This window comes from Ensifer sp. ENS08, assembly GCF_014852195.1.
Lineage (GTDB): Bacteria > Pseudomonadota > Alphaproteobacteria > Rhizobiales > Rhizobiaceae > Ensifer > Ensifer adhaerens.
In genome coordinates this window covers 180,891-196,764 of the sequence record NZ_JACVBF010000010.1, presented here as the reverse complement: position 1 = coordinate 196,764, position 15,874 = coordinate 180,891, and the positions used below count along the sequence as shown (strand labels likewise).

Sequence of the window (15,874 nt, the reverse complement as noted above, 5' to 3'; positions counted from 1 at the left end):
CCCCATGCTGCTGACCCGACGCCGCTTGATTGCAATTTCTGCAGTTCTCGCAACGGCGCCCGCCATCGCCCACGCCAACGCGGCAACCCGCTTCTGGACAGGTCAGGCTCTTGGCGCGCGTGCCTCGATCCGGATTGCGCACCCCGAGGCCGAGACGATCGTCTCCAGGGTCATGGCGGAGATCGACCGTCTGGAAAACATCCTTAGCCTCTACCGTGCCAACAGCGCGCTTTGCCGGCTGAACCGCGACGGTCATCTTCAAGACCCGCCATTCGAGCTTTTGGAATGTCTGTCACTGGCCAACGCAGTCCACCTGGCAAGCGGCGGGCGCTTCGATCCGACGGTACAGCCGCTCTGGACGCTCTGGGCTCAATCGGCTGCAAACGGCACGCGACCCGGCCCGGCGGACGTTGATCGCGTGCGTGGCAACGTCGGCTGGGGCAAGGTCAAGCTCGATGCAGCAGCGATCACGTTGCATCCGGGCATGGCGCTGACGTTGAACGGCATCGGCCAGGGGTATGTCGCCGACCGCGTAGCAGCAATGCTTGAAGCTGAGGGACTGACGGACATTCTGATCGATACCGGCGAGTTCCGTGCGCTCGGGGGACGACCGGGCGGCGGCGGATGGCCCGTCCGACTGGAATCAGGCCAGCGCCTGCCGCTGCGCCAGCGGGCGGTCGCCACCTCCGCCCCTCTCGGCACGACTTTCGATCAAGCAGCCAGAGACGGACATATTCTCGACCCCCTGACCGGAATGCCCGCGCCAGCAAACTGGCGCTCTGTCTCGGTGTCGGCACCATCCGCTGCCATCGCCGACGCGCTGGCGACGGCCGCATGCCTGATGCCGGATGCCGGATCGATCGTTGCGATGAACGCGCGTTTTGACGGCGTCCGCCTGGAAGCTGTCTCCGTTTAAGGTGGGCGACCAAGGAACGTCATCGGGGCTTGAGAAGGGTCGGATCCGTCTCGGCCCCGATCGGCGAAAGGTAGGCGGCTGCGACCGCAGCGACGATCGCCTGTGATGGTGTTGGTGATCTTCCTGAGCGCGCCGAACGGGCAGTCCTTGCGGACTACCTCGCCTCCACTGGTCCTGTTCCGCGCCCATCGAGAAGCCAGGCGATGTTGACCTGCAGGATGCCGGCCATCATGTCGAGGCGGTTGGCCCTCGGTTCTGCGCGGTCATTTTCCCAGCTGATCCAGGTCTCTTCGGTAACACCCGCGATTGCCGATATCTCTTCGATCGAAAGCTTGATGGCATCGCGGGCAAGCGAAATGCGGCCACCGATCGTGTCGTCAGTGGCGTCGGCCGTGGCGCGGGGTGCAAGCATGTCGTTCATGATGTCGATGATCCTTCTGTCGGGAGGTACGCCCGCAACGAGATCGCGGGCGTCGGTTGTGGACGCGAGCGGCAGAGCTTAGCCACCGTCCTTGGCGAGCCAGGCTTTGATCTGGTCGGGATGATCCGCGATGTACTGGTCGACAGCCTTTTCGTAGGAGGTCTGCTGGGCGTTAAACATCGCGGCTTCGAGATCGGCGATCGGCAGCTTCATGCGAGATAGCAGGCCTGAGACTTCGGGGTTGTCCTTTTCGATGTCCTTGCGTGCCAGCACGTCCACACGTTCGGCCTTGCCGAGCGCGTTCTTCGGATCCGCTACATAGCGAAGCTCGTACTTGCCGAACATCCAATGCGGGCTCCAGGCCGTGGCGACAAACCAATCCTTCTTGCGCATCGCCCGGTCAATGGTCGTCAGCATGCCGGCCTCACTGGAGATCTGCAGCTTGTATCCGTCGAGCGCGTAGTTCTTGACTGCCTGCTCGGACAGACGCGTAAGGCCCGCGCCGGGATCGATGCCCTCGATCCTGCCCTTGAGCTTCTCCTTCACATCGTCCTTCTTGAGGTCGTCGATCGAGGCGATGGCGTCTTCGGGAATGTATTTCGGCACCACCCAGCCGAGTCTGGCGCCGTCGTAAACGGTCCCGAGGGTCGTTACCTTGTCCTTCACCTTGGCGAAGTAGTCGGCGTGGGTTTCCGGCAGCCAAGCCATCATCATGGCATCGAGGTCGCCGCGGCTGACACCCTGGTAAAGCGGAGCGATATCCGTTTGGACCAGTTCGACCTCCTGGCCGAGCTCGTCCTTGATCAGTTTTGCGGCGAGCTTGGTGACGAACTCGGCGTCCGACCAGGCGGCCCAGCCGATCCTGACGGGTGGCTTTTCCTCTGCGGCAGCCGCGCCAAACGTACCGGCGGCAATGCTGGCCGCAAGGCTGATGGTCGCAAGGGTCTTGAACATGGATGTTCCTTTCTTGAACGTTTGCAAGCGGCAGCGCGAACGCTGCCAGATGGATGGGAAAGTCCGCAGCGTCAGGCAGTGACGGGAGAGGTCCGGGGTTGTTCCTGTCGCCGGCGGAACAGGACGCGCCACGGGCTGGCGCGCTCCTTGCCGAAGCTCTGGGTGATCCGGTCGAGAATGACGGCGAGAATGACGACGGCGAGACCGCCTTCGAAACCGGTTCCGACGTCGAGACGCTGGATGCCGGTCAGGACCGTGTTGCCGATGCCGCCCGCACCGATCATCGAGGCGATCACCACCATGGAGAGAGAAAGCATGATCGTCTGGTTGATGCCGGCCATGATCGAAGGCATGGCGTTCGGCAGTTGCACCTTCACGAGCAGCTGCCAGGCGGTGCAGCCGAAGGCGTTGCCGGCCTCGATGAACTCGACATGCACCTGACGGATGCCGAGATTGGTGAGCCGCACGACCGGCGGCATCGAGAAGATCACCGTTGCGATCGTCCCGGGCACGGCGCCAAGGCCGAAGAACATCGCCGCCGGGATGAGGTAGACGAAGGCCGGCATGGTTTGCATGAGGTCCAGCATGGGCCGCACGGATGCCGCGACGCGATCGCTGCGCGCCATGGCGATGCCAAGCGGCAGGCCGATGAGCATGGCAACGAGCGTCGATGCGATGACGAGCGACAGGGTTTCCATCATCGCGGACCAAAGGCCCATGTGTTCGACCAGCATCAGTGAAAGGGCGGTAAAGACCGCAAAGCCGAAGCCGACGCGCCATAGCGACAAAAGCACGAAGATCGCGAGCCCGAGGGCCAAGGGGGCGGCGAGAAGTGCCGCCTGGATGCTGTTGGTCACGGTGCCGATGGCGGCAGCGATCAGATCGAGCAGCGGTGCGAAATTGTCGAGGATGTAGTTGACGGCGCTGTCGACGCCGTCACCGATATCGAAAGTCATGAATTGTCTCCGAAGGACTGGATCAGGCGGTGCGATCGAGCGTTTCGAGTAGCGCGGATTTGCTGATCGAGCCGAGGTAGCGGTTGGCTTCGTCGATGACAGGCATTGGGAACGCGCTTGCAGCCACCTTCCCAAGCACGTTGGACAAGCTTTCCGACGCCGGGATCGGCTCGATATCCGGCAGGAAGGCGCGCCGATAGGGGTCGGCGGCGCCGTCGCGGGCGGTTGCGATCAACGAAGACCGGCTGATCATGCCGTGATAGGTCTTGTCGCGGCCGAGAATGATGGCGACCTCGCGATCGTAGTGTTCCATGCGCTCAAGTGCAGCTGCGGCCGAAACACCCTGTCGCTCGATGATCGTTACCTGCGTCTTGCGGGCGACGTCGCCGGCGCGGAAGACCTGAGAGACATCGACATTGCGGAAGAACGACCGCACATAGTCGTTGGCGGGCTTCAATACGATTTCGTCCGGGGTGCCCACCTGCACGACCTCACCATTTTGCATGATGCAGATGCGGTCGCCGATCCGCATGGCTTCGTCGAGATCATGGCTGACAAACACGATGGTCCGACTGTGTTCGGCCTGAAGGCGGACAAGTTCGTCCTGCATCTCGGTGCGGATCAGCGGGTCAAGAGCAGAGAAGGCTTCGTCCATGAGGAGCACGGAGGGCTCGGCGGCGAGCGCTCGCGCAAGGCCGACGCGCTGCTTCATGCCACCGGAGAGCTGGTCGGGGCGGCTGTCGTCGTATCCTTCCAGCCCGACAGCGTGCAGAGCCGTTCGGGCGCGGGCCTTGCGCTCGGCCTCGCCGACGCCAGCGACCTCGAGGCCGAAGGCCGCGTTGTCGATAACGCTGCGGTTCGGCAGCAGCGCGAAGGACTGAAAGACCATGCTTATGTCGCGGCGGCGCAAGGCGATCAGTTCGCTGCGCGGCAAGCGTGCTACGTCTTTGCCATCGATCTCGATGGAACCGAAGGTCGGTTCGATCAGGCGGTTGAGGAGGCGCAGCATCGTCGACTTGCCGGAACCCGAAAGCCCCATGATCACGAAGATCTCGCCGGCCCGAATGTCGAAGGTCGCGTTGTTGACGCCGATGGTGCAACCCGTCTCGGCGTGGATCTGCGCCTTCGTGCTGCCGGCTTTAAGAAGGCTCAGCGCCTCGTCCGGCCGCTCGCCAAAAACCTTGAAAACGTTCTTGATACTGATCTTGACCGGTTGCTCGTCGGCCGAGCGGTCGCTCTCAGTTTGAAATGCCATATGTTCTGGGCCCGGCTCCGGAAGCGGGGCACTCTCCTTTGTGTTTGAAAGGCTGATGAAACGATCAGCGAAACGGAGAAGCGCACGACCAGAAAGGCCTGCGCAAATACGACATCATGTCGCAATCCGATTGTCTTTTGGCACACTCGTGCAGAAATGTCCACATTGTGAGAATAGAAAACTAAGTCGTGGCGGTATTTGTCGCAGAAAATGGAATGCTTTCGCGCATTCTGAATGCGGTTATTCGGTGGCGGATGTGCAGGCGCCCGAAGACGAAAACGCGTTCGCCGGAGAAGCGAACGCGCGCGGCAGGGCCGGTCACTATTTCTTCAGCTTGCCGTAATCGAATTTTGGTGCCTTGGAGAGGTCATCCTTGTTGGTGTCGACATAGGCCTTCCAAGTGCCGTTGTCGTTGGCAAGTGCAATTGACGCCGGGTCGATGACGACATAGCTCTCGCCCACGCCGAGGAAACCGCCGACGCTTGCGACGATGCCGATGACGGACTTGCCGTCGCCGATGACGACGTCGGAAATCTCGCCGATCGTCTCGTTCTGCTTGTTGTAGATATCGACGCCGATGAGCTGTGAATTGACGATATCGGTGTCTTTGATTTCCACATATTTCAGCGGCATCGTTGCGGTGGTGCCCATCGTGATGCCAGGGCCGACCAGCATCGCATCTGCGCCGTTTGCTGCGGGTTCTTGCGCGAAGGCAGCGCTGGAAACGAGGGCAAGGGAAAGCGCGGCGGCGGTCACATAATTCATGCATATCTCCTGTTCAGTCTCGCCACCGACCGGGGCGGTCGTGGCGGCTTCTAAACGGAGCCTGCTCAAAAAAGTTCCACGGAATCATTGGTATAAGCAATCTTGCGAAGTCTTTGATCTTTTCGCCTTCGTCCCCAATGCCTGCACAATCTCTACCGGAGACCCGCGACCGGGCGGTCGATCGCAGCTATCCCGCCTGAGGCGCTGGCACCGGCTGTTCGCACAGGCGCGAGGACCCCGCGGTAGCAACCAAAAATTTTCACTTAAAGCAATTTCACCCAGGGTTACTTGTAAACGATTGCTGGATGCGAAACCGCTCTTTGCGAACTGTTACCCGCTCGCCAGTTCCTCGACGCTGAGCGCGATCGTTCCGGTCACAGTCTGGAGAGGCTGCAGGCGGACGAGGCCGCCGTCGCGTTGATCGCGGTGCGCGTTCGGCCGATGGCTCATCGGCTCGAAGCAAAAGAAGCTGCTTGTCGCCGACGGCGAGTAGAGAACGAAGAACCGAAAATGCCCATCGGCCTCGAGCGAAGCGGCAAGCCCCGTTTCCGGCCATTCGATGCGGGCTCGTCCATCCCAGCCGTCGAAGGCATTGTTCAGCCAGTTCGGGGGCAAGGGGGAACCGGATGCAAAGTTCATGCTCTGAGGGATGGGGCCGGGGCGGTCTGGCAGATGACCTTCCCGTTCGCTCCAGTATCGGTCGGCACGGGCGATGAGGCGCGTTTCAGTCGTGCGCGGAAAGTATGGATGGAAGCCCAGTCCGTAGGGCAGGGCCTGGTCGGCGCGGTTGGTGATGGAGAGCGAGAGGATCAGGCGCGGTCCGTCGATGGCGATCGTCTCTATCGCTTCATAGGCAAAGGGTGTGGCAACGCTTGCCTCCTGGTCCAAGCGCATGGCGAGCGATTGCCGGTCGCGCTGCAGGATTGACCAGCGTCCAAGCCAGCCGTCTCCATGCAAAACGAGCGGATCGGTGGTGTTTCTTTCCAGCCTGTAGTCGCGACCGTCAAATTGGAAGCCATTGGCCTCAATGCGGTTGCCAAAGGGCACCAGCGGAAAGCAGGCCTCGGCGCCGAACACTTGCGAGGCAAGCCCCGGTGCCGACGTCGGCGCCAGTAAAGGAATACCGCGCCAGCGGGCCGACAGGATCGCGCCGCCAGGCGGGCTCACCTCGACAGTGAGCCCTTCTTCGTTTTCGAGGAGGACGATGTCTTCCGTCATGCCCTAACTTAACTGCGACGACCGGCGGCTGCCGACCGCAGATTGTCGAGCAGCACTGCGAGCAGAAGGATCAGGCCGCGCACGACATACTGGTAGAAGGCCTGGATGTTGAGCAGGTTCATGACGTTTTCGGCAATGCCCATGATGAGAACACCGACGATCACGCCGGTCATCGCCGCCCTGCCGCCGGCAAGCGAGACGCCGCCGAGCACGCAGGCCGAAATGACCGAGAGTTCGAGACCTGTTGCCGCATTCGGCTGGCCTGACGTGATGCGCGAGGCGAGCAGCACGCCGGCAACAGCGCAGACGAGGCCCTGCAGTGCGAAGATCCATATGCGCATGTTGGAGACATTGACGCCGGCGAGGCGTGAGGCTTCCGGGTTGCCGCCGATCGCGAGCGTGTTCTTGCCGAAGACAGTGCGGTTCAGCACGAAACCGAAGACGAGGAAGAAGCAACCCATCACCCAGATTGGCGTAGGGATGCCCAGGAACTTCGACAGTGCCAACTGATAGAAGCTCGGGTCGTTGATACCGACGGCGCGACCGTCAGACGCAATCAGCGCGAAACCGCGCACGATCTGCATGGTGGCAAGCGTCGTGATCAGCGCGTTGATGCGGAAATGCGCAATCACCACGCCGTTGACGAGGCCGACGAAGCCGCCGCACAGGAGTGCCGCAATCAGGCCGACGAGGATCGAGCCGGAGGCGTTCGATGCCATGACGGCGGCCATGCCCGAGAAGGCGACGGTGGAGCCGACCGAGAGGTCGAAGTCACGCGAGGCCAGGCAGAACATCATCGTGCAGGCGACGATGCCGATAGTGACGACCGACTGCAGCAGGCCGAGCATGTTGCGCTCAGTCAGAAAGTTCGGAACCGTCAGCGCCACGATGGCGAAGGCGACGGCGAAGATGACGACCAGACCCTGTTCGCCGAGAAGAAGTTTTTTCAAGGAAGTCATGACGGCTGAACCTGCTCGGTTGGAACATCGGGAAGGGCGGCGGCGAGGATGCGTCTTTCGTCGAAATCGGTGCGCGCGAAATCGGCGGCGATCCGGCCCTGGCACATGACGAGGATACGGTCGGTAATGCCCATCACCTCGGGCAATTCGCTGGAGATGACGACGATCGCCATGCCCTGACCGGCGAGTTCGTAGAGGATTTCGTAGATCTCCGACTTGGCGCCGACATCGATGCCGCGCGTCGGCTCATCGATGATCAGCACCTTCACGCCCTGTTCGGAGAGCCAGCGGCCAAGGATGACCTTCTGCTGGTTGCCGCCGGAGAGATTGATGATGTCCTGCTTGCGGGACGGCGTGCGCACCCGAAGTTTGGCGATGAAGCGGTCCGCCAGTTCCGCTTCCTTCTTGCGGTTGAGGATGCCGAAGGGCGAAAAGTGCCGGCGCGACGAAATCGCCATGTTTTCTTCGATGCTGCGCCCCTGAACGATGCCGTCGAACTTACGGTCCTCTGGGCACAGGACCATGCCGGCGCGGATCGATTGTGGCGGGTTGTCGGCCGGCACGATCGCGCCGTCGATCGTCACGGTTCCCTGGTGGCGTCTGTCTGCGCCATAGACCAGCCGGGTCATCTCGCTGCGGCCAGCGCCGATCAGGCCGAAAAAGCCAAGGATCTCGCCGCGCCGGACCGAGAAGCTCAAGGGTGTCTTCAGCTTCGGACCGCAGATCGCGTCGACGCGCAGACGTTCCGCGCCGAGATCGCGGCCCCGCCAGCCCCAGATGTTGGAGATCTCGCGTCCGACCATCTCGGCGATGATCTGGTCGCGCGTGACCTTGGAAATGTCAGGATGATGGGCGGCAAGCTTGCCGTCGCGCAGCACCGTCAGGCTGTCGCAAAGCCGGAAGATCTCGTCGAGCCGGTGGGAGACATAGAGGATCACGGTGCCATTCGAGCGCAAGCGTTCGATCAGGGCAAAGAGGATTTCGCTTTCGCGGGACGACAGCGACGAGGTCGGCTCGTCGAGCGCGATGACGCGCGCATCAAGCATGACGGCCTTGGCGATCTCGACCATCTGGCGCTCGCCGATCGAGAGCGAGGCGATCTTGGCGGACGGATCGACGTCAATGCCGATTTCCGCAAGCTTCTCGCCGACGACGCGAAGCAACTGGCGCCGATCGATGACCCCGCCCTTGCCGGGGAAGTGGCCGAGCCAGAGGTTTTCGGCGACCGTCAGTTCCGGAACGAGCTGCAGTTCCTGGTGAATGACGATAACACCGGCGCGAAACGCATCGCGCACGGAGCGATAGCCTTGTGCTTCGCCTTCAATACGGATCTCGCCGTTATCGGCGGACTGGTCGCCCGAGAGCAGGCGGATAAGCGTCGACTTGCCCGCGCCGTTCTCACCCATGAGGCCATGGACGGCGCCCTTGCGCACAGAAAACGAGACATCCGACAGCGCCTGGACGCCGGGATAGCCCTTGGAGATCGATTGGAATTCGAGGAAGTCTTGCATATGCGGCTCCGATACGGAACGCCAGGCAGCCGAGCCGCCGGGCCGATAGAGCGGGATGAGGAAAGTGTGCGCGGTTTTCCGCCCGCATCCCGCTCTAAACTACCAGAATCGATCACGTTGATTGTTTGGGTCGGTCCGACCCAAACAATCGTGATCTCGTGTCGCAAGCAGCGATTACTCGATGCCGAGATCCTTGCGTACGGCCTCGTAGTTGTCGCGCAGCGCAAGCTGGCCGGCGGTCAGGGTCAGCTTTTCCGGTTCCTTGCCGTTGGCGATCCACTCATACATGTTGAGTGCGGTCTCGTAGCCGTGGCGCTTCGGCGAGATGATGACGGTGCCGAAGAAGCCGGTTGCTGAAGGCTTCTTGAACTCGTTGATCGCCGAGTCCGCGCCGCCAATGCCGACGCCGATCATGCTGTCGGGAGCAATGCCGACCGTCTCGGTTGCGCGCACGGCGCCGAGTACCGCTTCGTCATTGAGACCGATCGCAACCCACTTCTTGATGCCGGCGTTCTTATTGAGCACGATCGTCGAGGCGTTAAGTGCTGCCTCCGTATCGGTCTTGGCCTGCGGCGCGTCGAAGATGTTAGCTTCCGGGAAGCCGTTGGCCTTGAGAACTGAAAGTGCGCCCTCAACGCGGTCGACCGCCGTCGGGAGCTGGTCGTAGGAAACGCGGATCGCGCCGACGTCCTTCATGTCCCAGCCACGCTTCTTGATTTCGTCGACCAGGGCTTGACCAACAGCTTCGCCGATTTTCGTCGCCGAAATGCCCATGTGGGGCACGTCTTCGATCGGGCTGCCGTCGGCGTTGACCAAACGGTCGTCGACCGTCATCAACTTGAGGTCGTTGGCGGCCGCTTTCGCGACGATGCCGGGGCCGAGCTTGACGTCAGGGGTGCAGACGATGAAGCCCTGCGCGCCCTGGGCGCCGAGATTGTCGATTGCCGACTGAACCTTCTCGCCGTCTTCCGCACCGATCTTGACCAGCGTGAAGCCCTTTTCCTTAGCGGCGACGTCGGCGAACTTCCATTCGTCCTGGAACCACGGCTCTTCCGGCTGCTTGACGATGAAGCCGATTTTGACGTCGGCAGCGAACGCCGAGGTTGCCGCAAACACGGCGACGGTACCAGCCAGAATGGCTGCCTTGATAAAGCGCATGATGTCTCTCCCTGGTGAACTGCCTCCTGCAGTGAGCATTTGTGTATGATGAATCATCATATTCGTCAATTGCCTTTGTATGATGAATGAGATAGTGATGTATAACGATAATGTGCTTCGCTGCGTTGTCGCCTCCAAGCGTCTGCGCTATGGAGCGACAGGGAGACGGGAGCGGGAGGAAAATGGCGGTGGAAGAGCAGGACTACAGCAACGGCGCGCAGGAGCGCGGCCAGCGTCGCCCTCGCGTTCAAAAGAATGTGACGCGCGCCATCGCCTCGGACATCTGCGCCGACGTCTTTCCGGTCGGCTCCTTCCTGCCGCGCGAAAACGACCTTTGCGAACGTTATGGCGTCAGCCGGACCGTCATCCGCGAAACCTTGAAGGTGCTGGAATCGAAGGGCATGGTCCGCGGCCGTTCCCGGGTGGGCACGATCGTCTGCAACAAGGACGAGTGGAACATCCTCGATTCCCAGGTGCTCGAATGGATCGGCGAGCGCATCTTTGAATTCGATCTTTTGAACTGCGTTCTGGAGGCGCGCCGCGCAATCGAGCCGGCGGCCGCAGAGTTTGCGGCCGAACGCGCGACCGTCCAGGAAATTGCCGACCTCGAGCGCGCCTGGCAGGCGATGCGTGACGGCGAGCGCGATGTCGTCGGCTTCACCGATGCCGACGTCGCCTTTCATTCCTGCCTGCTCAAGGCCAGCCATAACCAGGTATTCCTGCAACTCGTCGGCATCATCCAGGCGGCGCTGAAGTTCTCGCTGTATGCCTCCAATGAAGTTGCCGAACGTCGTGACGAAGCAATCGATATCCATGGCGAACTGGTCGAGGCACTGCGTCTGCGCGACAAGGCGAGGGCGCGCGACTGTTCCACGCGCATGCTGGATCTTGCCGCCCGCGACCTCAAGCTTGCCGTAGAACGTCACCGGCCCGCCCCGTCGGCGCGCTGAAACCCCTTCCCGGCGGCCGACGTCGTCGCCTTGTTTGACCCAGCGGATATCGCACCATGAAGATCACCAAGCTCACCACCTACATCGTTCCGCCGCGCTGGCTGTTTCTGAAGATCGAGACCGACGAGGGCATCGTCGGCTGGGGTGAGCCGGTTGTCGAAGGCCGCGCCCTGACCGTGGAAGCCGCCGTCAACGAGCTTGCGGACTATCTGATCGGCAAGGATCCGCTGCTGATTGAGGACCATTGGCAGGTGATGTATCGCGGCGGCTTCTACCGCGGCGGTGCGGTCCACATGTCGGCGATCGCTGGCATCGACCAGGCGCTCTGGGACATCAAGGGCAAGGCCTATGGCCAACCGGTGCATGCGCTGCTTGGCGGCCAGGTGCGCGACCGCATCAAGGTCTATTCCTGGATCGGCGGTGACCGTCCGTCCGATGTCGCCAAAAATGCCCGCGACGTCGTCGCTCGCGGCTTCAAGGCCATCAAGCTCAATGGCTGCGAGGAGATGCAGATCGTCGACACCTGGGAGAAGGTGGAAAAGGCGGTCGAAACCATTGCGACGATCCGCGAGGCGATCGGCCCGCATATCGGCATCGGCGTCGATTTCCACGGTCGCGTGCACCGGCCGATGGCGAAGGTCCTGGCGAAGGAACTTCAGCCCTTCAACCTGATGTTTATCGAAGAACCGGTGCTTTCGGAAAACCGCGAGGCGCTGAAGGAAATTGCCAACCATTGCTCGACGCCGATCGCGCTCGGTGAGCGGCTCTATTCGCGTTGGGACTTCAAGTCGGTGCTGGCCGACGGCTATGTCGATATCCTGCAGCCGGACCTGTCGCATGCCGGCGGCATCACCGAATGCCGCAAGATTGCTGCGATGGCGGAGGCCTACGACGTGGCGCTGGCACCGCATTGCCCGCTGGGACCGATTGCGCTTGCCGCCTGCCTTCAGGTCGATGCCGTCAGCTACAACGCCTTCATCCAGGAACAGAGCCTCGGCATCCACTACAACGAGGCCAACGACATTCTCGACTACATCTCCAACAAGGAGGTGTTCCACTACGCGGACGGCTTCGTGTCTATCCCGCAAGGCCCTGGCCTCGGCATCGAGGTGGATGAGCAATATGTCATCGAGCGCGCAAAGGAAGGCCATCGCTGGCGCAACCCGATCTGGCGCCACGCCGATGGCAGCGTAGCCGAGTGGTAGGGAGCGCGGATATGGCGGGTCGTCTTGAGGGAAAACGCGTCGTTGTCACCGGCGCAGCGCAAGGCATAGGCCTTGCCATCGCTGAAGCCTTCCTTGGCGAGGGGGCGGGCCTCTTCCTCATCGACCGTGATGGCGACCTCTTGGCGAGCGAAGCCGAGCGCCTGCGTATGTCGGGCGGGAAGGTCGGCTACGCCACGGCCGATATCACCGATGCCGATGCCATCGAGCAGGTCGTCGTTACCGCCGCCCGTCAGATCGGTCAGCCGAATGCGCTCGTCAACAATGCCGGCGTCAACGTCTTCTTCGAGCCGTTGAAACTCTCGGATGCCGATTGGCAGCGCTGCTTCGACATCAATCTCAAGGGTGCGTGGAATTGCAGCAAGGCTGTGCTGCCGGGCATGATCGAGGCGGGCGGCGGCGTCATCCTCAATATTGCCTCGACCCACGCCTTCACCATCATCCCGCACACCTTCCCCTATCCGGTCGCCAAACATGCGCTTCTCGGCATGACCAAGGCGCTGGGGCTCGAATATGCCGGGCAGGGCGTGCGCGTGAATGCGCTGGCGCCGGGTTATGTCCGCACGCAGAAGGCCGTGGAATACTGGAACAGTTTCCCCGATCCGGTCGCCGCCGAGGCCGATACTATGAAGCTCCATCCCGGTGGCCGCATCGCAACACCGGAGGAAATCGCCAAGGCTGCACTCTTCATGATCTCGGACGAATGCCCGTTCATGAACGCCACCTGCCTGACGGTCGATGGCGGTATGAGCGTGCTGCACCATCCCTGAAGGGCCACTTCGACAGCTCCCCTCCACTTTTTTCGACCTCCGGCCTCACCAGCCGGAGGTTTTTCTTTGCCTTCACGTCAGGCCGGTCATCGCTTGATTTGTTATAACTCCGATTATATGAGAAATGAAATGGGCGCGAGCGCTTGAGGTAATCGGGGAGGACACATGTCCAGGAAATTAAGATCGCAGCATTGGTTTGGCGGACTGGACAAGGACGCCTTCATTCATCGCAGCTGGATGAAGAACAACGGGTTGCCCGACGACGTCTTCGACGGGCGGCCGGTGATCGGCATCTGCAACACTTTCTCGGAGCTGACGCCCTGCAATGCGCATTTCCGCGGGCTGGTCGAACACATCAAGGCAGGCGTGCTCGAGGCCGGTGGCCTGCCGCTGGAGTTCCCGGTGTTTTCCTGCGGCGAGTCCAATCTGCGGCCGACTGCCATGCTCTTCCGCAACCTTGCCTCGATGGACGTAGAGGAGGCGATCCGTGGCAACCCTATCGACGGCGTCGTGCTCATGGCGGGCTGCGACAAGACCACGCCGTCGCTGGTGATGGGGGCCGCCTCCTGCGATCTTCCTTCGATTGTCATCTCCGGCGGGCCGATGTTGAACGGCCGCTTCAAGGGTCGCACGATCGGCTCAGGCACTGATGTCTGGAAGTTTTCCGAAGACGTGCGTGCCGGTGTCATGTCGCAACAGGATTTCATGGCGGCCGAAAGCGCCATGTCGCGCTCGCCAGGCCATTGCATGACGATGGGCACCGCCTCGACCATGGCGTCCATGGTTGAAGCGCTCGGGCTTGCGCTGCCCGGCAATGCCGCCTGTCCGGCGGTTGATGCGGGCCGCGCCCGGCTGGCGCGGCTAACCGGGCGGCGGATCGTCGAAATGGTTGCCGAGGACCTGCGCCTGTCGAAGATCCTGACCCGTGACGCCTTCGCCAATGCCATCCGCGTCAACGGTGCGATCGGCGGCTCCACCAACGCCGTTGTGCATCTCCTGGCAATCGCCGGGCGGATTGGCACGAAGCTCTCTCTCGACGACTGGGACCGGCTCGGCCGCGATATTCCGACCATCCTCAACCTCATGCCTTCGGGGCGCTATCTGATGGAGGATTTCCACTATGCCGGCGGGCTGCCCGCCGTCATGAAGGAGATTGCTGCGCTTCTGGAACTCAGTGCCCTGACGGTGACCGGCCAAAGCGTCGGCGCCAACATCGAGTCTGTCGAGAACTACAACGACGACGTCATCTTGCCGCTCGATCGGGCCCTGACCTCGAGTGGCGGCATCGCCGTGCTGCGCGGCAACCTTGCGCCTGACGGCGCGATCATCAAGCCTTCCGCGGCGACCCCGGCGCTGATGCAGCACCGCGGCCGCGCTGTCGTGTTCGAAACCATCGACCACTACAAGGCGCGGATCGATGACCCGGATCTTAACATCGACGAGACCTCGATCATGGTGCTGAAGAACTGCGGCCCGAAGGGCTATCCGGGCATGGCCGAGGTCGGCAACATGGCTCTCCCGCAGAAGCTCCTGAAAAAGGGCGTGCGCGACATGGTGAGGATCTCGGATGCCCGCATGTCGGGGACGGCCTTTGGCACCGTCGTCCTGCACACGGCACCCGAAGCTGCGGTTGGCGGCCCGCTGGCCCTGGTAAGGGATGGCGACTGGATTGAGCTCGACGTTGCCGGCCGCCGCCTCCACCTCGACGTGAGCGACGAGGAACTGGCGCGCCGAAAAACCGCCTGGACCGCGCCACCCCCGGAAATGGTGGGTGGTTATCAGGGCCTCTATGTCGAGCGCGTGATGCAGGCCGACACCGGCGCGGATCTCGATTTTCTTGTCGGCGGCCGCGGCCACGCAGTTCCGCGCGAAAGCCATTGAGGAGGCGACGGTGGACGACTTTCGTATCGAAAGCCTTCATGGCATCCACGCCATCCTCTACGCGCTTTTCGACAAGGACGAAAAGCTCGATCGTGCCGCCATGCGCCGCCAGACGGAGATCTGCCTGGCAAGCGGCGTGCACGGCATGGCAGGGCTTGGCCTTGCGACCGAGGCCTCCAAGCTCGACGAGGCCGAGCGCATGGCAATCATGGAGTGGCTGGTCGAGGATACGGCCGGGCAGGTGCCGGTCGCCCTGACGATCTTTGGCGCGTCGGTCGAGGAACAGGTGCGCCAGGCGCGCCATGCGGCACGGGCCGGCGCCGACTGGCTGATCCTCCAGCCGCCGATGGTCGGCCAGTTCTCGGCCGCCGAGTACATCCGCTTCTTCGGCCGCGTCGCCGATCAGACCGAGTTGCCGCTTGCCATTCAGAACGCCCCGGCCCTGATGGGACGAGGGCTGACGGCCGTCGATATTCGCGAGCTGGTGCGCCAGCACCCGAACATCCGGCTGGTCAAGGGCGAGGGGCCTGTCGTCGACATCGCCCATCTCATCGAGGTTACCGAGGGCCGGCTGCCGGTATTTAATGGTCGTGCGGGCCTCGAGCTGCTCGAGAACCTGCGCATCGGTTGCCACGGCCTGATCCTTGCGCCAGATTCGATCGACTATGCCGTGCGCGCCTACGAGTTCTTTTCAGACGGTTGGGACGAGCACGCGCAAGAGGCTTATCGGCGGATGCTGCCCGGCGTGGTCTTCACCATGCAGGGCATCGAGACGCTGCTTTGTTACGGGAAGCGCCTTTTCGGCGAACGGGCGGGCATAACCATCCACGACCGTGCGCCGGCCATGCGACCGACCGCGATTGGCATCGAGATGACCCGCCGCTACGCGGCCGCGATGGGTGGCTTTTCCTGATCGGGGCGACCGGCTATGAACGGG

General features: G+C 62.3%; 15 protein-coding genes. 6 read left to right on the top strand and 9 right to left on the bottom strand.

Features of this window, described 5'->3' with window-relative positions:
- Positions 1 to 4: 4 nt before the first annotated feature.
- On the top strand, positions 5 to 916 hold the full coding sequence (locus tag IB272_RS21525) for an FAD:protein FMN transferase (RefSeq protein WP_192444996.1): 912 nt from the start codon (positions 5 to 7) through the stop codon (positions 914 to 916).
- A gap of 154 nt (positions 917 to 1,070) precedes the next feature.
- Here the strand turns inward: IB272_RS21525 and IB272_RS21520 are convergent, their stop codons facing one another.
- The 9 genes from IB272_RS21520 to IB272_RS21480 all read right to left on the bottom strand — a co-directional run bounded on the left by IB272_RS21520 (position 1,071) and on the right by IB272_RS21480 (position 10,113).
- A complete protein-coding gene (locus tag IB272_RS21520; protein ID WP_226020894.1) occupies positions 1,071 to 1,337 on the bottom strand; it encodes a helix-turn-helix transcriptional regulator in 267 nt (88 codons plus the stop codon).
- A 78-nt stretch (positions 1,338 to 1,415) separates the two neighbouring features.
- Positions 1,416 to 2,291, bottom strand: coding sequence for a glycine betaine ABC transporter substrate-binding protein (locus IB272_RS21515; protein ID WP_134887095.1), 876 nt, complete (start codon positions 2,289 to 2,291; stop codon positions 1,416 to 1,418).
- A 71-nt stretch (positions 2,292 to 2,362) separates the two neighbouring features.
- Positions 2,363 to 3,247 (bottom strand): proline/glycine betaine ABC transporter permease, encoded by an 885-nt coding sequence (locus IB272_RS21510; RefSeq protein WP_029742707.1) that lies wholly within the window; start codon positions 3,245 to 3,247, stop codon positions 2,363 to 2,365.
- A 22-nt stretch (positions 3,248 to 3,269) separates the two neighbouring features.
- A complete protein-coding gene (gene proV, locus IB272_RS21505; protein ID WP_192444994.1) occupies positions 3,270 to 4,502 on the bottom strand; it encodes a glycine betaine/L-proline ABC transporter ATP-binding protein ProV in 1,233 nt (410 codons plus the stop codon).
- 321 nt (positions 4,503 to 4,823) lie between these two features.
- A complete protein-coding gene (locus tag IB272_RS21500; protein WP_210333416.1) occupies positions 4,824 to 5,267 on the bottom strand; it encodes a PRC-barrel domain-containing protein in 444 nt (147 codons plus the stop codon).
- A gap of 330 nt (positions 5,268 to 5,597) precedes the next feature.
- Complete coding sequence (locus IB272_RS21495) at positions 5,598 to 6,485, bottom strand: aldose 1-epimerase (RefSeq protein WP_029742704.1); 888 nt, start codon at positions 6,483 to 6,485, stop codon at positions 5,598 to 5,600.
- Positions 6,486 to 6,493: 8 nt separating this feature from the next.
- Complete coding sequence (gene araH / locus IB272_RS21490) at positions 6,494 to 7,444, bottom strand: L-arabinose ABC transporter permease AraH (RefSeq protein WP_029742703.1); 951 nt, start codon at positions 7,442 to 7,444, stop codon at positions 6,494 to 6,496.
- A complete protein-coding gene (gene araG / locus IB272_RS21485; RefSeq protein ID WP_134887096.1) occupies positions 7,441 to 8,955 on the bottom strand; it encodes an L-arabinose ABC transporter ATP-binding protein AraG in 1,515 nt (504 codons plus the stop codon). Before araG ends, araH begins: the two co-directional genes overlap by 4 nt.
- A gap of 174 nt (positions 8,956 to 9,129) precedes the next feature.
- Positions 9,130 to 10,113 carry an arabinose ABC transporter substrate-binding protein gene (locus IB272_RS21480; protein ID WP_192444992.1) on the bottom strand — a complete coding sequence of 328 codons (984 nt, stop codon included), beginning with the start codon at positions 10,111 to 10,113 and terminating at the stop codon, positions 9,130 to 9,132.
- A gap of 182 nt (positions 10,114 to 10,295) precedes the next feature.
- Here IB272_RS21480 and IB272_RS21475 point away from each other — a divergent pair, with 182 nt between their 5' ends.
- From IB272_RS21475 to IB272_RS21455, 5 genes are all read left to right on the top strand, one after another.
- Complete coding sequence (locus tag IB272_RS21475; protein WP_192444990.1) at positions 10,296 to 11,063, top strand: FadR/GntR family transcriptional regulator; 768 nt, start codon at positions 10,296 to 10,298, stop codon at positions 11,061 to 11,063.
- Positions 11,064 to 11,119: 56 nt separating this feature from the next.
- Positions 11,120 to 12,268 (top strand): galactonate dehydratase, encoded by a 1,149-nt coding sequence (gene dgoD / locus IB272_RS21470; RefSeq protein WP_060530195.1) that lies wholly within the window; start codon positions 11,120 to 11,122, stop codon positions 12,266 to 12,268.
- 11 nt (positions 12,269 to 12,279) lie between these two features.
- Positions 12,280 to 13,056, top strand: a complete 777-nt coding sequence (locus IB272_RS21465) for an SDR family oxidoreductase (RefSeq protein ID WP_192444988.1) — start codon at positions 12,280 to 12,282, stop codon at positions 13,054 to 13,056.
- A 165-nt stretch (positions 13,057 to 13,221) separates the two neighbouring features.
- Positions 13,222 to 14,937 carry an L-arabinonate dehydratase gene (araD, locus tag IB272_RS21460; protein ID WP_110819279.1) on the top strand — a complete coding sequence of 572 codons (1,716 nt, stop codon included), beginning with the start codon at positions 13,222 to 13,224 and terminating at the stop codon, positions 14,935 to 14,937.
- Between the two features lie 10 nt (positions 14,938 to 14,947).
- Positions 14,948 to 15,850 carry a dihydrodipicolinate synthase family protein gene (locus IB272_RS21455; protein ID WP_060603514.1) on the top strand — a complete coding sequence of 301 codons (903 nt, stop codon included), beginning with the start codon at positions 14,948 to 14,950 and terminating at the stop codon, positions 15,848 to 15,850.
- Positions 15,851 to 15,874: the final 24 nt, after the last annotated feature.

What these genes read in the sequence shown, in the direction of transcription:
- IB272_RS21525 (WP_192444996.1), top strand. Translation starts at nt 5, where the DNA reads ATGCTGCTGACCCGACGCCGCTTGATTGCAATTTCTGCAGTTCTCGCA.
- IB272_RS21520 (WP_226020894.1), bottom strand. Translation starts at nt 1,337, where the DNA reads ATGAACGACATGCTTGCACCCCGCGCCACGGCCGACGCCACTGACGAC.
- IB272_RS21515 (WP_134887095.1), bottom strand. Translation starts at nt 2,291, where the DNA reads ATGTTCAAGACCCTTGCGACCATCAGCCTTGCGGCCAGCATTGCCGCC.
- IB272_RS21510 (WP_029742707.1), bottom strand. Translation starts at nt 3,247, where the DNA reads ATGACTTTCGATATCGGTGACGGCGTCGACAGCGCCGTCAACTACATC.
- proV (WP_192444994.1), bottom strand. Translation starts at nt 4,502, where the DNA reads ATGGCATTTCAAACTGAGAGCGACCGCTCGGCCGACGAGCAACCGGTC.
- IB272_RS21500 (WP_210333416.1), bottom strand. Translation starts at nt 5,267, where the DNA reads ATGAATTATGTGACCGCCGCCGCGCTTTCCCTTGCCCTCGTTTCCAGC.
- IB272_RS21495 (WP_029742704.1), bottom strand. Translation starts at nt 6,485, where the DNA reads ATGACGGAAGACATCGTCCTCCTCGAAAACGAAGAAGGGCTCACTGTC.
- araH (WP_029742703.1), bottom strand. Translation starts at nt 7,444, where the DNA reads ATGACTTCCTTGAAAAAACTTCTTCTCGGCGAACAGGGTCTGGTCGTC.
- araG (WP_134887096.1), bottom strand. Translation starts at nt 8,955, where the DNA reads ATGCAAGACTTCCTCGAATTCCAATCGATCTCCAAGGGCTATCCCGGC.
- IB272_RS21480 (WP_192444992.1), bottom strand. Translation starts at nt 10,113, where the DNA reads ATGCGCTTTATCAAGGCAGCCATTCTGGCTGGTACCGTCGCCGTGTTT.
- IB272_RS21475 (WP_192444990.1), top strand. Translation starts at nt 10,296, where the DNA reads ATGGCGGTGGAAGAGCAGGACTACAGCAACGGCGCGCAGGAGCGCGGC.
- dgoD (WP_060530195.1), top strand. Translation starts at nt 11,120, where the DNA reads ATGAAGATCACCAAGCTCACCACCTACATCGTTCCGCCGCGCTGGCTG.
- IB272_RS21465 (WP_192444988.1), top strand. Translation starts at nt 12,280, where the DNA reads ATGGCGGGTCGTCTTGAGGGAAAACGCGTCGTTGTCACCGGCGCAGCG.
- araD (WP_110819279.1), top strand. Translation starts at nt 13,222, where the DNA reads ATGTCCAGGAAATTAAGATCGCAGCATTGGTTTGGCGGACTGGACAAG.